Origin of the sequence: Synechococcus sp. PCC 6717, from assembly GCF_022698185.1 — a bacterium.
Classification (GTDB): domain Bacteria; phylum Cyanobacteriota; class Cyanobacteriia; order Thermosynechococcales; family Thermosynechococcaceae; genus Thermosynechococcus; species Thermosynechococcus lividus.
Map to the genome: position 1 here is coordinate 47,836 of NZ_JAKLTV010000012.1, position 13,891 is coordinate 61,726.

The following is a 13,891-nucleotide window of genomic DNA, read 5'->3' on the forward strand; positions in this document are numbered from 1 at the left end:
TCCACGGCGGGGAGTGTCACTGGTTCTTAAAGGCATAGGAGCCACGATACTGGGTGAGCTGCCCCAATTCGGTTAGCGATCGCGTTCCTGAGTAGAGTTGATCATTAATTTCCCACGTAGGATAGCCTTGAATCCCCTTTGCCCGGCAGCGCTCTACTTGGGGGTTGGCACCATTGGGATCACATTCAACGTAGGTGAGTTCACGGACGGCTTCTTTGCCAAATAGTTCTTTTTGATCGTGGCAGTGGCTACACCAATAGGCACCGTACATCACGGCACCGCTTTGGGTTAGATGGCGTGCCAAGGCAATTTCCGCAGGCCCAGAGGTATTGACGATGGGTATCCCAGGGCCACTGTCATCCCGCACCATCGTTGTGTTGTAAACGCCAAATACCCCCACCAGTGTAATCACTGCTACAATAAAGCCTGTAAAAAATAATTGGCCGCGATCGCCCCAGTCATGACCAATCACTGCCAATACTAAAAAGGCCCAGCTAAAGAGAGCGGAGGCAATACAGTAGGGGCAAGACGCTTGAATGGCGGTGGCCAAAATGTACATTAAATAGCTACTAAAGGCCGCCATGGCGGTGGCACCTATAAATAGCAGCATCCACGTCGTGCCCTCTGCGCGCTTGCGCAACTCCTTTTGTTGGGGCTGGTGCAGCAGCAGTGGGAAGAGTGCCAGCGACAGCATCCCTGTGTAGGCCACAAACCCCAATAGGGATAGGGGAATGCCAAACACAGTTGCCCACGGGCTATTGAGTACAATGTCGCAACCATTGGTTGGACAGGTGACATCCTGATTGGTTAACTTTGCGATCGTCAAGTAAGCGGTAACCGCCATCCCCGCAAGGGCAATACCGCTAATAAACCAGCGGGACCAGCGATGAATCCAAGGAGTTGAGCGACGTCGAACCATAGGTTAACCTCCGGGTGACACCGAGGACACAAGCACCCTCAGGAATTTATCCAGTTCATTATAGCTTGAGAGGTAAGCTGCCTTAGACAGGGCAGCACCTAGGTCAACAGACGGGGCATTGGGGTATGAGACCCCCCATCCGGGCAGGCCAACGCTATAGAATTGAAAGGAATAGGGGTAGGGGGATACCGTGGTGTGTGCTTGGAACAGCGTCGTCAAACTCGCAGCCATGAGCCACAACTAAATAGCCAGAGGATCGCAGTATGATTACGACAGATGCAAGATGTAGTTGAGTCTGAATTTCAGCAACAAGTGGAGCGCCTCCATCGGTTAACGGTTTACATGCGATGGAGTATGGTTTTTGTGCTGTGGTTGACGGTGGGGCTAGCCAGTTTGTGGGGCTTTCGCTACGAGATGAGCTTGCTCAAGGAGCATTTTACGTGGGCCGCTCTGCGCTACGGCATTATGTTTAATCGTCTGCCTTCGTTGGGCTTAGCGTTTTGTATTGGCCTCACCCTCAGTGTTCTCTACTGGCAGACCCGCAATATTTTGTGGGGGCGATCGCCCAAGTGGCAACAACGGTTAGAGAAACAAGTGTTGCGTATTCGCCATCAGGGAGCGCAGCATCCCCTATGGCATTGGGTGTGTCGGTGACACTGACCAACCGTTGAGGGTGGGAGTCAGACTTTTTCGATGGGGGGTCGCCCTAGCAGCCCTTGAGGGCGCAGCAGCAGGATAAGAAACAAAATGCCAAAGGCCACTGCATCACGAAAGCCGGAGGCTGCAGCGGGAATCATCGCTTCAATTAACCCAATCAAAAACCCTGCCAGCATGGTTCCGGGTAAGCTCCCCAGCCCCCCCAAAACAATGACAGCTAAGCCCTTAAGACCAAAGGTGACACCAAACTGCGGGCCTGTGATACTGACACTAGAGGCAACAAGGGTACCGGCAACTGCTGCAAGGGCACTGCTAACAAAAAACGTCAGGGTAATGATGCGATCGCCATCAATTCCCACTAGGGTAGCCGCCAGCGGATTTTCCGCCACTGCTTGTAGGGCTTTGCCTAGGCGGGKATAGTTCACCCAATAGGTTAGCGCCACCATCAATACTAGGGAAACACTGAGGATCACAAATTGACTGCTGCGCAGGCTCAACTCACCAAGGTGAAGCGTTAAAGGCAGCGCACCGTAGAGTTGATCAGGGTAGGTGTAAACCTCAGCCCCGACAAGGTATTGAATGAGGTTAGTTAAGAGCACAGCCACCCCTAGACTAGCCACAACGGTGAGGAGCGTATCGGCACGTTGCTGGCGTAATGGCCGAAAAACCCCCCATTCAATGGCAACCCCTAGCAGCCCACAGAGCAAGCTACTCAAGATCAGAGCAGCCGCAAAGGGCAAGGCAATGGGCAGTTGCCAGTTGGCTAAGATGCCATTAAAGCCAAAGCGCCCCCCCAACAATGCGTAGGTGATGTAAGCCCCTACGGCAAATAGAGCACCGTGGGCAAAGTTAATGATGCCGAGAATTGAAAACACCAGTGTATAGCCAAGGGCAAAAATGGCATAGACACTGCCCGTGGCTAGCCCATCTACAACAAGTTGCAGGCTGGGAATCGCCATCGGGGTTATGTCCCTTCCACCAGAGCACGATAGGCACTAGCAGAAAGGGTGCCGGTGGGGGGAGTGGTGATGTGAACTTGCACCAGCCAACCTTCACCATAGGGATCTAGGGCAATTTGCTCAGGGTTCTCGACAACGGCCTCGTTAACGGCAATCACCCTTCCAGCAAAGGGGGCGTACAAATCTTCCACTGCCTTGACCGACTCTATGGTGCCAAACCGCTTACCGGGGTCTAGGGTGTCTCCTACAGCGGGTAGCTCAACAAATACAATGTCCCCCAGTTGATCCACTGCAAAGGCGCTAATGCCAAGGGTGGCTATCTCTCCTTCAAGGCGGAGGTACTCGTGGGTGTCAAGGTATTGCAGATCGTCGGGGTAGGTGAGGGTCATAGGCACTTAAGGTGAGGGGGCATTATTCGGAGCGATCGCCCATGCGACCAAGGCGTACAGCAGCAATAAAACAACCTAGGCCAAGGGGCACACTGAGGACTAAAATCCCTGTGGTGAGGGCGGTGCCAAGCTGGGCATCCCCGGAGCTTAGCTCAAAAATAGACCCAATTGTGGCGATCGCCGCAATACAGGCTACTAACAAGTAGAGGTAACTTTTCAGCACTCAGGGTGTCCTCAAGCAGCAATGGAGCGCACTGTGCTGTTGGCAAACCCGTGTTCCTTCAGCTCGTGGCGCAACAATGCCTGATTTTCCACCCGATCCACAAACATCACACCCATGAGGTGATCAATTTCGTGTTGGATGGCACGCGCCAGCAGCCCCCCAGCCACGAGGGTCTGAGGCCGTCCCCACTCATCTTTGTAGGCCACTTCCACCATGGCGGGTCGGCGCACCTCCAGAAATACCCCCGGAATACTGAGGCAGCCTTCCTGAGATAGTTCTAAGTCCTCACTCACCTCCTTGATCACCGGGTTAATCATCACTAAGGGCGGAACATCCGGGTCATCAAGGTGAATATCAATAACCAAAATTTGTTTATTAATCCCGACTTGAGGAGCGGCCAAACCAATGCCATCGGCACTGTACATCGTTTGAAGCATTTGTCGGACAATTTGACGAACACTGTCATCAACCTTGGCAACCCGCTTGGCGGGCTGACGCAGGATGCGATCGCCAAGGTAATGCAGTTGCAACGGCGGCTTTTTTAACTTTTTCTTTTCAATACCAAGGGATTCAGAGGTAGCCATAGGACAGGTAAAGGACAACAAAACTTAATCACTGTAAATAGCCTAACGAATTTTGCTGCCGTTGGCCTACTGCTCCACCGATGCACTACTGACACTCGGCAGCAGACGTTGCTGCTCCTCAAGGGCGGCTTTATAGCGCTCTAAATCTTCCTCAAGGTGGGCAATTTGCTCATCGCGAGCCTCCATTTCCACCCGTACCGTGAAGATGCGTTGTACCTGCACCCAAACGTTAAAGACCCACGCAAAAACGGCACCAATCCCCATCGCCACAATCAACTCGACGCAGAGGGGGGCTTGAATGACTTTTCCTTCAATGATTTTGATACTAACAGGATCCGTATTTTGGATACTAAAGAGAACTAGAGCCAAGCCAATGACAAATATCATGACGAAGTTTAACTGTCGCATAGGGCATCCTGCCACACACTCACGGTCTGAGGCTGATCATACCACCGTGGTTAATCGTCGATCACACTAGCATTGACTTCTACTGCGGTAACATCAATTGTTCCAGGCGGTGTTAACCGCTGAAACTGGCGATCGCGCACCACCAGCACTTCACCACAGGCCGGGCACTGAGTTTGGGTGTTATTGAGACTGCTAAATTCAAACCTACACACTGGACAGGCGGCGGTCACCAGCGTCCATCGCAACCACAGTTGCAACCCTACCACCAACAGTACTGGTGTCACCATCAGAATGAGCAGCAGAATCGCAACGGACTGCACCAACCAGCCCAACCCCAACACCCCCAACAGCCACGTCACTACTAAGATGGTGAGCCAAAAACGTAGGGTCGGGTTCAAGCTGGCAAACTTTAGGGTCATGGCAATCCCTCCAAGGGCATTGCCGCTATTGTAGCTTAGGCGGTCGGTGTATCCTAGAATCCAGCATGGAGCAAAGAGATGGTCATGCCCTACACAGAGGGTTAGCTTGGTAGCTCCGTACTTTAGTACGGGGTGGAAAAGCCCTAAAGCAACTTTAGTTGCTCTGTGCTAAACTATACTTGGTCGCCATCCTTGGTGAAAAACCCAATCGGCGACAGTTGTTACAAGTAAGCAGAACCTTGGGGCTTTGCCTCTAGGAACTGTGTAGGGGCGTCTTGACAACGCCTTTATGAGTTCGTTTATGGACTGCGTAAGAATCCCCCACCTTTAGGTGGTGGGAGTGTCAAAGCAGCCCTTAACCTTTGCGGGTACCTTTGACTGGGGGGCTGCGGAACTGGATTTGGCGTGTCGTCCTCTGCAGGGTCAGCGGACACAGGTTTGTGATCATCAGCAGCAGTACTGCCTCACCCTGCGCTACGATCTCGCTTTTACGACGTTGGTATTTTGGACACTTCAGGGTAAACCCTACTATTGCCTAGAACCATGGACCGCCCCCCGCAATGCCTTGAATACAGGGGTGGATCTCCTCCAAGTGCCGCCCCAAAGTCATACAACCTTGGGGGTTGAGATTGCTGTTGCCGCTACGAATGCCCCCCAATAGGCGACAATCGTATAGGTTTGACTGGCGCACCCATGTATCCCGACTTCAAGACGTTTTGCGATCTTGCCACCACTGGTAACTTCATTCCCCTTTACCAAGAGTGGGTTGCCGATATGGATACCCCCGTCTCGGCGTGGTATCGGGTCTGTCGCGATCGCCCCTATAACTTTTTGCTGGAGTCCGTTGAGGGGGGTGAGACATTAGCTCGCTATAGCCTGCTGAGTTGCGATCCCCTGTGGGTTCTGGAAACCCGGGGGAACCAAACCACCCAAACCCACCGCGATGGCGGGGTAACCACCTTTGAAGGCAACCCCTTTGAGATTTTGGCGGCGTGCTTGGCMCCCTACCAGCCAGTCAAACTCCCTCAACTTCCTGCTGGCATTGGTGGTCTGTTTGGCTTTTGGGGCTATGAACTTATTCAGTGGATTGAACCACGCGTACCCATTCATCCCCCCACCGCTGATGACCTGCCAGACGGGGTGTGGATGCAAGTGGATCAAATCCTTATCTTTGATCAGGTGAAGCGTAAAATTTGGGCCGTGGTCTATGCCGACACTCGCCACACTGACCTTAAAACCGCCTATACCCACGCGGGCGATCGCCTCGAGCGGCTCCTGACCCAACTCCAAATAGGACATCCCAGCAACAGTACTCATCTCCACTGGCAGCCTCACCAGCCCTCCCCCATCTACACCAGCAACACCACCCCTGAGCAGTTTTGTGCCAACGTTGAGCGTGCCAAAGATTACATTCGCGCCGGGGATATTTTTCAAGTGGTGCTCTCCCAACGCCTCAGTGCCACCTATCGTGGCGATCCCTTTTCTCTTTACCGCTCCCTGCGGCTGATCAACCCCTCCCCCTACATGGCCTACTTTCAATTTGGCAATTGGCAGATTATTGGCTCTAGCCCTGAGGTGATGGTCAAAGCAGAACACCACCCCACCCAGCCCGATCGCCTGCTGGCCACCGTTCGCCCCATTGCGGGAACGCGCAAACGGGGGCGCACCTACGCCGAAGATCAACAGTTAGCGGCAGAGCTCCTAGCCGACGATAAAGAAGTGGCAGAACACGTCATGCTCGTGGATCTAGGTCGCAACGATTTAGGGCGGGTCTGTCGCCAAGGCAGCGTCCAGGTGGAAGAGTTCATGGTAATTGAACGCTACTCCCACGTCATGCACATTGTCAGTAATGTCATTGGTGAACTGTTGCCAGAGAAAACCGCATGGGATTTACTGCAAGCCTGCTTTCCGGCAGGAACCGTCAGTGGTGCCCCCAAAATTCGTGCGATGGAGATTATCCATGCCCTTGAAGGCAAGCGACGAGGCCCCTATTCTGGTGCCTACGGTTACTACGACTTTGAAGGCCAACTCAACACGGCGATCGCCATCCGCACCATGGTGGTACAGCCTCTCAAGGCAGACCAACACCTGATCCACGTTCAAGCTGGCGCGGGGATTGTGGCGGACTCTGATCCACAGCGAGAATTTGAAGAAACCCTCAATAAAGCCCGGGGCTTACTGGAGGCCATTTCTGCCCTGAGTGCCAAACCTTAACCTAACATTGACAAACACTTTAACTAAACTTCACATTGACCACCTATAGTGGGCAGTAGTTTTGTCCTGACTGACTCAGTTCATGTCGTAAGTGTGAGTCGTTCAATCGTCAAAGCCACCAATGTCTTGGGCTATGGGTTCAACATTGGTTATCTTGCTTGAGGTCTTGATACCATGGCCAACTTCCTTGCTGCTGCGCCGCCTCGCCCAGAGGGACTCTTTCGGGAAACAGCGACTCCCTCTCCCTCGCGACTCCACAGCTTCGGAGCAGGAGATGTCATCTGGATGGAACCAGAGCGCGTTTGGCTCGTGAGCAAGGGTGTTGTCCTCCTAAACTTGCTACACCCCGACGGTGAAGAAGTGGTGGTGGGTCTAGCGACCCCTAGCACGGCCTTTGGCCTCCCCTTCAGTAGCCTAAATGCCTACCACGCCAAAGCACTTTCAAGGGTTGAGTTAATGCTCTTCTCATTAGTGGAGGTGGAATCCTCGCCAAACCTAACCCAAGGCTTAGTGCGAGGCTTGACCCGGCGCTTGCGTCAAGCAGAAGTGCTACTGGCCATCGCCAGCCACCGCCGCATTGAAGAGCGCCTCCGTCATCTCCTCCTGCTCCTAAAAGCAGAAATTGGCCAGCCCCATCCCCTCGGTAGCCGCTACAGCGTTCGCTTAACGCACCAACAACTCGCCACCGCTATCGGTACCAGTCGCGTGACGATGACTCGTTTGCTCGGCAAACTCCGCGCTGAACACTGGCTCACCTACGATCGCGATCGCCACATTATCATTACCGCCAACAGCGAGCCCTCCCCCCTCTAGGCATTCGCCTTACCAAAAACCGCGTGCGGTTCATACCGATGGAGCCTCTTAGAGCTTAATAGTATGAATTTTTATAAAAACTTGCTCTCATAGAGGCAAAAGTGTTAAATTAGATACAGAAATAAATCGTTCATCTTCGCTAGAGAACGACTTAAAAATCGCCAGCGAAGACGGAAGTAGGGAGACTCTCCCGAAGGAACGCGCCTCAGTTGCTAAAAACCACCTAGTTCATGATTTGGGGCGATGATTATGAAAACCACGCTTACTTATCGCGGCATTCAGTACGATTACGTTCCTCCGGCAGTCCGCACCGAAGCTACCGATGTTGTTGCCAAGTACCGCGGTTGGAACTACCACTGCACCCGCGCAGTGAATCCTCCGGCTCAGCCAGTCAACGATTTACTCTATCGCGGTGTGGCTTATCGCACAGGTGCCCAAGGAGTTGCACCAGCGCTTAGCATGGTAGCTACCGACGATGCTGGCCAACCAGCCGTGACCCTCACAGAACTGTCGCGGGCACTGATGACTCACCATCATCAAAACATCAAAAATCGCGAGCAATCCCTCTTAACACGGATGATTGCCCAGATGGGCTTACCCGCCGCTGCTGGTCACTACTGGAGCCAGATTCAGGGCAAAATTAAGCCCGGCACGTGGACAAGTTACGATCGCAGCCACGCCACAATGAGCTAAAGGCACGAGGAGCAACACTAGCTCTAGCGAGCCATGGGTTGGCTCTTGAATGTTGAACTCGAATACGAATAGGCCAATCACTCGCAATAGGAATCCACCTACTGCGAGTTTTTCATTGTGGGCGCGAATACTCGCTACTCCGTATCACTATAACGAGCGCGCTCGGCGGCGGTTTTTTGCCGATCTAATTTCAGAATGAGCACCCCAAGGGGAGGTAAGCACAGATCAAGGGAATAGCGGCGATGGTGGTAGGCCCATTCATCGGCCCATTTCCCCCCTAGGTTACCCATGTTACTGCCACCGTATTCGCGGGCATCACTATTAAACAGTTCGGTATAGAACCCGTGTTCGGGCACGCCAATGCGGTAGTGGCTATGGGGCTGGGGCGTAAAGTTACAAACAACGACTGTAAAATCTTTATAGTCTTTGTCCCAACGGATAAAGGAGACCACACTGTGGCGGTTGTCGCTACAGTCAATCCACTCAAACCCATCTTGGCTAAAATCTTGGCTATAGAGGGATGGTTCAGAACGGTAGAGGGCATTCAAATCACAAAAGAAGCGTTTGATTTGCTGGTGGGGTTCATACTGAAGCAGGTGCCACTCTAGATCACTCCAGACGTTCCATTCACTCCACTGGGCAAACTCCATCCCCATAAACATGGTTTTCTTGCCCGGATGCGTAAACATATACGTGAATAAACAGCGGAAATTGGCAAACTTCTGCCAGCGATCGCCCGGCATTTTGCCAATAATGTTACTCTTGCCGTGCACCACCTCATCGTGGGATAAGGCCAGCATAAAGTTTTCGCTGTGGTGATACCACATACTAAAGGTGACATTATTTTGGTGGAACTGGCGAAACCACGGATCCATACTGAAATAGTCAAGGATATCGTGCATCCACCCCATATTCCACTTGAGGTTAAAGCMAAGACCGCCGGTATAGGTAGGCCAAGAGACCATTGGCCATGCCGTGGATTCTTCGGCAATCGAGAGAATGCCCGGAAAATAGCTAAAAATGACATGGTTGACTTGGCGGAGGAAGTTAGCTGCTTCCAAATTTTCGCGTCCACCATACTCGTTGGGGATCCACTCTCCCTCTTTGCGGCCATAGTCCAAATACAGCATCGAGGCCACCGCATCCACGCGAATGCCATCGATGTGGTACTTATCAAACCAAAAGAGGGCGTTGGCCACCAGAAAATTACGGACTTCGTGGCGGCCATAGTTAAACACAAGGGTGCCCCACTCTTTATGCTCCCCTTTACGGGGGTCGGCGTGCTCGTAGAGGTGGGTGCCATCAAAAAAGGCTAAGCCATGGCCATCCTTCGGAAAGTGACCGGGAACCCAATCCACAATAACGCCAATGTCATTTTGGTGGCACTGATCCACAAAGTACATGAAGTCTTGAGGCGTGCCATAGCGGGAGGTCGGTGCAAAATAGCCAGTGACTTGATACCCCCAGGAGCCATCAAAGGGATGCTCGGCCACCGGGAGCAGTTCAATGTGGGTGTAGCCCAATTCCTTAACGTAGGGGATGAGTTTTGCAGCCAGCTCCCGATAGGTGAGGAACCGTGCCCACGGCTTGAGTTCTGCGACTTGAACGGGTTCTTGGGGCGCACCAGTGGCATCCAGCGGTGGTTCCTCCATCGAGGCGTGCAGCCAAGAGCCTAGGTGAACCTCAAAGACAGAAATTGGCTGACTGAGGGGATCGCTGTGGCGCCGTTTTTCCAGCCACTCCTGATCGTGCCACTGATAGGCGTTTAAGTCAGTCACAATAGAGGCGGTTTTGGGGCGTGGTTCTTGGGCAAAACCGTAGGGATCCGACTTTTCGTAAATATGACCGTCGATATTTTTAATTTCGTACTTATAGTGTTCACCCACGCCAAGGTCGGGAATAAAGAGTTCCCAAATGCCATTACCACGCCGCGCCATCTGGTGCTGGCGACCATCCCAATGGTTGAAGTTGCCGATCACGGAGACGTTGCGAGCATTGGGGGCCCAAACCGCAAAGTACACCCCCGAGACCCCATCCACCGTCAGCAAATGGGCACCGAGTTTTTCGTAGATGCGGTGGTGATTCCCCTCGGCAAAAAGATGAATGTCAAAGTCCGTCAGCTTGGGGGAGCGAAAGGCATAGGGATCGTAGGTCACCCGCTCATGGCCGTTTTCAAAAATTTTCAGTTGATAATTGTTGAGTTCAGCCACAGGAATCCGGCACTCAAAAAAGTGGGGGTGATGCACCGATTCCATAGGGTATTCCTGCCGTTGTTCGGGACACAGAACACTAACGCGCTCGGCGTTGGGTAAATAGGCTCGTACCGCCCACACTGACTGGCCATTTTCGTTGATTTGATGACATCCTAAAATTTCAAAGGGATCGTGGTGCTGGTTGGATACAATGCGGTCAATCTGATCGGGCGAAATTGTCATATTTTTATACTTTCGTAAAATACAGACAGGATACTATAGAAAAGTTAACAATTTGTATGCCCCTGTTGACAAGCCATGGCGGAATTTTTTAAATCGGCTGATCGGGGATAGAGGGTGCTGAAAGGGCTAACATGCCTTGAAGCAGCTCTTTGAGGAGGGTGGGGCCTTGATACACCCAACCGGTGTACAGTTGTACCAAACTAGCCCCCGCATTTAATTTTTCGTGAATATCCGCTGGCCTAAAGATACCACCAACCCCAATGATTGGTAAGCGACCATGGGTTTCTTGATGAATAAAGCGAATGACCTCTGTGGCACGATCCTTGAGGGGTGCACCACTTAGCCCCCCTGCTTCCTCTGTGGGCGATCGCCCCGTTGCAGGAATGACGGTGGTTTTGAGGCCGTCGCGGCAGATGGTGGTATTGGTAGCAATAATGCCGCTGAGTTCGTAGGTTTCGATGAGATCAAGGATGGCGCGAATCTCTGACCAACTCAGATCAGGGGCAATTTTGAGCAGAAGGGGTTTGCGAGGGGTGTTGGCGTGTTGGAGCACCTCTAGGATGGGGGCTAGCTGCTCCTTGGCTTGGAGATCCCGCAATCCAGGGGTATTGGGAGAACTCACATTCACCACAAAGTAGTCCCCCCAAGGATACAGGCAACGAAAACTGGCAAGATAGTCGTCTTTAGCGTCGGCTAAGGGAGTGATTTTGGATTTCCCTAGGTTAATGCCAATGGGAATCGACGGTCGGGGCGATCGCGCCAGTTGCTGTGCCATTGCCTCTGCCCCAAGGTTGTTAAAGCCCATGCGATTAATAGCTGCCCAATCAGCGGGTAAACGAAACAGACGCGGCCGGGGGTTACCCGGTTGGGGATGCCATGTCACGGTTCCCAGTTCCGCAAAGCCGAAGCCAAAGGCCTGCCAAACTGAACTAGCTACACCATTTTTGTCAAACCCCGCTGCTAAGCCAATGGGGTTGGGAAACCGCAGCCCCCACAACTGTCGCTCTAGGCGCGCATCTGAATAAGCAAATCGCTGTTGCAGCTGTTGGCGCAGATAGCGGCGCACGGGGGTATCGGCGTTTAGCCAGCGACAGACCGCTATGAATTGCTGCTGCACCTGCTCAGGATCGGCCTTGAGACCTGAAAAGAGAACTGGACGCAACAGCGAGCGATAAAAGTCTAACTCCAAGGGAACTTAATCCAGATACCCCATGAGCACAGGGGAATCGTCAATGATATTGGAGGCCACGGGTCGCTCCCCAGCGGAATAGTAGGTCTCAGCAATGTGCAGGCCACTGGTGGTAATGGGACGGATCCCCATCCAGTTGACGGTTTCCAAGATTTCAAAAGTGTTGGCGGCAATGGGTCGCACTCCCATAATGTTTAGGGTCTCGACAACGCGAAAATCGGTGGCAACGATGGGGCGAATGCCTGCGGAGTTGATGTTGTCGTAAATTTGTAGCCCACTGCTCAAGACCGGGCGATCGCCCGCATCCTTAATCATGTGCACGACTTGGACGCGGCTGGCTTCAATGGGTCGCAGCCCAGCGCTGTTAAAGGTTTCCCAGACCACAATATCCGTGGCGGTTGTGGGGCTGGTGGTGGCAAGGGGAGCTGCTTTTTCAGCCAAAGAGACCATTTGACCACTGGCTTCCTTAGCGACAGCAGGACGACGGGGACTCCGGCTGGCTTTAGCAGGGGTTTCTTCGGTGGGGGGTTGGGGAGGTTCAGGGGTACTCATGGCGATCGCTCCTAACGACAATGCTTGCGTGTTTTAATCCGTGATCGCCCTATTGGCGACGTGCCATCGGCATCGGACGATCTCAACTATGGTTGCTTATTATACTCTGTAAACTACCCCGCCCTATAGAGGACGGGGTTTTCAGCAGCCCTCAAGACACCATCCTGCAATGAGCAAGACAGTATCTCGGAGCCTCCAAGGGTGTTTACAACACCCCCCAAAGTAGCGATATTTTTTGCTCCATTCACATCAGCATCACCTATTCAGCCGTAGGACACGTTCAGGCACGCAAACCTTTTGCCCTGCCGATGACCTATCACGTTGCAACAATGACAGGTTTTCGAGGTGTAGCGAGGAGCTACACGCTTCACGGCTACGCCAACCCTCACGCCCTTGTAGGCGAGGAATTGGCGAAGCTGATAGAGCGCCCAGCTATTACTGCATCGCCGTTCAGTCTTGGAACGGGGCAATTCGTTGGTGCGTTCTCGGATGCCGGTGAGATATTCAATCGCGATGGCCTGATTTGTCGCCTTAGCCTGCTGGATGAGTCGATAACTGATGGTATGATTCACTGCTAGGACTATACGCTATTGGCGGCTTCTCGGGGTGTCGTAGGCAAAGCCCACCGAAGGTGTGCCCCTCAGCCGCCGCTCCTATCCCTCCGCGGCTTGTCGAAGCGCGGGGATTCTCGGAGGTTTTGTTGAATTCTGCAGCCGTTGCAACCCATCTACAACAGTAAGCTCTCAAGAGCACGCAGATTGGTAATACAAAGGCCGTCTTGGCTACGGCGAATAATGCCCTTGCGCTCTAGTTTACCGAGAACACGGGTGACCGTTTCGCGAGCCATCCCACTGAGGCTGCTCAACTCCCGGTGAGGCAAGTTAGGAATTTCGAGGCCGTCGGCACTTTGTCGCCCTTGACCATCTGCCAGAAATAAGAGAATATCTGCTACTCGCGAGGTACTATCCGATTCCCGTAACCGTAGTCGCCGGTTTAACTGCCGCAGCCGTCGTGCCATCAACTTTGCTAAGCGAATACCCGCCTGCGGCTCCGTATTGACTAGGTTGACAAAATCTGTAGCTGGCATATTGGCAACGACCGTTGGCGTAAGCGTAATCACGTCGGTAGAGCGGGGTACTTCTTCAAGAGGAGCCATCTCCCCAAACAGTTCCCCTGGCCCTAAAATATTAAGGGTCACTTCTTTGCCGTCGATATTGTAGGTGCGAATTTTGACCCAGCCGTTCAGGATAAAGTAAACGGAGCTGCCCCAATCGTTCTCCAGTAAAATGACCCGATTCGCTGGATGCTGGCGTGTAACCACGTGTGCCAACGCGGTCTCGACTGTTGACTGCGGCAAGTCCCGGAAAAAGGGAGTGTCGTAAAGAGACCGATCAGGGGTAGTGGAGCCACGCCGTTCTTGCATAGCAGTCAAAGACA

At 52.9% G+C, this 13,891-nt stretch carries 17 protein-coding genes and 1 riboswitch; of the genes, 5 read left to right on the forward strand and 12 right to left on the reverse strand.

Features of this window, described 5'->3' with window-relative positions:
- Positions 1–16: 16 nt before the first annotated feature.
- Positions 17–919 carry a vitamin K epoxide reductase family protein gene (locus L5470_RS07325; protein ID WP_099798086.1) on the reverse strand — a complete coding sequence of 301 codons (903 nt, stop codon included), beginning with the start codon at positions 917–919 and terminating at the stop codon, positions 17–19.
- A gap of 276 nt (positions 920–1,195) precedes the next feature.
- On the opposite strand from L5470_RS07325, the gene L5470_RS07330 reads away from it, so the two are divergent.
- Positions 1,196–1,573, forward strand: a complete 378-nt coding sequence (locus L5470_RS07330) for a hypothetical protein (protein ID WP_499499120.1) — start codon at positions 1,196–1,198, stop codon at positions 1,571–1,573.
- A 26-nt stretch (positions 1,574–1,599) separates the two neighbouring features.
- On the opposite strand, the gene L5470_RS07335 is transcribed toward L5470_RS07330, so the two are convergent.
- From L5470_RS07335 to L5470_RS07360, 6 genes are all read right to left on the reverse strand, one after another.
- Entirely contained in the window at positions 1,600–2,535 is a 936-nt protein-coding gene (locus L5470_RS07335; protein WP_499499122.1) for a branched-chain amino acid ABC transporter permease, read from the reverse strand.
- A 5-nt stretch (positions 2,536–2,540) separates the two neighbouring features.
- Positions 2,541–2,924, reverse strand: a complete 384-nt coding sequence (gene gcvH, locus L5470_RS07340) for a glycine cleavage system protein GcvH (RefSeq protein WP_448525483.1) — start codon at positions 2,922–2,924, stop codon at positions 2,541–2,543.
- Between the two features lie 22 nt (positions 2,925–2,946).
- The gene (locus L5470_RS07345; protein WP_099798079.1) at positions 2,947–3,147 is read right to left on the reverse strand and encodes a hypothetical protein; all 201 of its coding nucleotides are present in this window, start codon (positions 3,145–3,147) and stop codon (positions 2,947–2,949) included.
- Between the two features lie 11 nt (positions 3,148–3,158).
- Positions 3,159–3,731, reverse strand: a complete 573-nt coding sequence (def, locus tag L5470_RS07350) for a peptide deformylase (protein WP_099798077.1) — start codon at positions 3,729–3,731, stop codon at positions 3,159–3,161.
- A gap of 66 nt (positions 3,732–3,797) precedes the next feature.
- Entirely contained in the window at positions 3,798–4,139 is a 342-nt protein-coding gene (locus L5470_RS07355; RefSeq protein ID WP_499499125.1) for a LapA family protein, read from the reverse strand.
- A gap of 50 nt (positions 4,140–4,189) precedes the next feature.
- Positions 4,190–4,558 (reverse strand): hypothetical protein, encoded by a 369-nt coding sequence (locus L5470_RS07360; protein ID WP_099798075.1) that lies wholly within the window; start codon positions 4,556–4,558, stop codon positions 4,190–4,192.
- A 340-nt stretch (positions 4,559–4,898) separates the two neighbouring features.
- Here L5470_RS07360 and L5470_RS07365 point away from each other — a divergent pair, with 340 nt between their 5' ends.
- The 4 genes from L5470_RS07365 to gifA all read left to right on the forward strand — a co-directional run bounded on the left by L5470_RS07365 (position 4,899) and on the right by gifA (position 8,278).
- A complete protein-coding gene (locus L5470_RS07365) occupies positions 4,899–5,219 on the forward strand; it encodes an aldose epimerase family protein (RefSeq protein ID WP_198406113.1) in 321 nt (106 codons plus the stop codon).
- A gap of 32 nt (positions 5,220–5,251) precedes the next feature.
- Positions 5,252–6,772 carry an anthranilate synthase component I gene (gene trpE / locus L5470_RS07370; protein ID WP_499499163.1) on the forward strand — a complete coding sequence of 507 codons (1,521 nt, stop codon included), beginning with the start codon at positions 5,252–5,254 and terminating at the stop codon, positions 6,770–6,772.
- A gap of 174 nt (positions 6,773–6,946) precedes the next feature.
- Complete coding sequence (locus tag L5470_RS07375; protein ID WP_099798073.1) at positions 6,947–7,585, forward strand: Crp/Fnr family transcriptional regulator; 639 nt, start codon at positions 6,947–6,949, stop codon at positions 7,583–7,585.
- Between the two features lie 125 nt (positions 7,586–7,710).
- A riboswitch (Glutamine riboswitch) is annotated at positions 7,711–7,790 on the forward strand.
- A 44-nt stretch (positions 7,791–7,834) separates the two neighbouring features.
- Positions 7,835–8,278 carry a glutamine synthetase inactivation factor IF7A gene (gene gifA / locus L5470_RS07380; protein ID WP_198406112.1) on the forward strand — a complete coding sequence of 148 codons (444 nt, stop codon included), beginning with the start codon at positions 7,835–7,837 and terminating at the stop codon, positions 8,276–8,278.
- 134 nt (positions 8,279–8,412) lie between these two features.
- On the opposite strand, the gene glgB is transcribed toward gifA, so the two are convergent.
- From glgB to L5470_RS07405, 5 genes are all read right to left on the reverse strand, one after another.
- Positions 8,413–10,713 (reverse strand): 1,4-alpha-glucan branching enzyme, encoded by a 2,301-nt coding sequence (gene glgB, locus L5470_RS07385; RefSeq protein ID WP_499499128.1) that lies wholly within the window; start codon positions 10,711–10,713, stop codon positions 8,413–8,415.
- 88 nt (positions 10,714–10,801) lie between these two features.
- Positions 10,802–11,902, reverse strand: a complete 1,101-nt coding sequence (locus tag L5470_RS07390; RefSeq protein ID WP_499499130.1) for a quinone-dependent dihydroorotate dehydrogenase — start codon at positions 11,900–11,902, stop codon at positions 10,802–10,804.
- Positions 11,903–11,908: 6 nt separating this feature from the next.
- Positions 11,909–12,454 carry a hypothetical protein gene (locus L5470_RS07395; protein ID WP_099798067.1) on the reverse strand — a complete coding sequence of 182 codons (546 nt, stop codon included), beginning with the start codon at positions 12,452–12,454 and terminating at the stop codon, positions 11,909–11,911.
- 263 nt (positions 12,455–12,717) lie between these two features.
- Positions 12,718–13,026 carry a zinc ribbon domain-containing protein gene (locus L5470_RS07400; RefSeq protein WP_499499135.1) on the reverse strand — a complete coding sequence of 103 codons (309 nt, stop codon included), beginning with the start codon at positions 13,024–13,026 and terminating at the stop codon, positions 12,718–12,720.
- 155 nt (positions 13,027–13,181) lie between these two features.
- The gene (locus L5470_RS07405) at positions 13,182–13,877 is read right to left on the reverse strand and encodes a Crp/Fnr family transcriptional regulator (protein WP_198406110.1); all 696 of its coding nucleotides are present in this window, start codon (positions 13,875–13,877) and stop codon (positions 13,182–13,184) included.
- Positions 13,878–13,891 lie beyond the last annotated feature (14 nt).

Excerpts from the sequence above, each read along its gene's own strand:
- L5470_RS07325 (WP_099798086.1), bottom strand. The coding sequence starts at position 919 with ATGGTTCGACGTCGCTCAACTCCTTGGATTCATCGCTGGTCCCGCTGG.
- L5470_RS07330 (WP_499499120.1), top strand. The coding sequence starts at position 1,196 with ATGCAAGATGTAGTTGAGTCTGAATTTCAGCAACAAGTGGAGCGCCTC.
- gcvH (WP_448525483.1), bottom strand. The coding sequence starts at position 2,924 with ATGACCCTCACCTACCCCGACGATCTGCAATACCTTGACACCCACGAG.
- def (WP_099798077.1), bottom strand. The coding sequence starts at position 3,731 with ATGGCTACCTCTGAATCCCTTGGTATTGAAAAGAAAAAGTTAAAAAAG.
- L5470_RS07355 (WP_499499125.1), bottom strand. The coding sequence starts at position 4,139 with ATGCGACAGTTAAACTTCGTCATGATATTTGTCATTGGCTTGGCTCTA.
- L5470_RS07360 (WP_099798075.1), bottom strand. The coding sequence starts at position 4,558 with ATGACCCTAAAGTTTGCCAGCTTGAACCCGACCCTACGTTTTTGGCTC.
- L5470_RS07375 (WP_099798073.1), top strand. The coding sequence starts at position 6,947 with ATGGCCAACTTCCTTGCTGCTGCGCCGCCTCGCCCAGAGGGACTCTTT.
- gifA (WP_198406112.1), top strand. The coding sequence starts at position 7,835 with ATGAAAACCACGCTTACTTATCGCGGCATTCAGTACGATTACGTTCCT.
- L5470_RS07395 (WP_099798067.1), bottom strand. The coding sequence starts at position 12,454 with ATGAGTACCCCTGAACCTCCCCAACCCCCCACCGAAGAAACCCCTGCT.
- L5470_RS07405 (WP_198406110.1), bottom strand. The coding sequence starts at position 13,877 with ATGCAAGAACGGCGTGGCTCCACTACCCCTGATCGGTCTCTTTACGAC.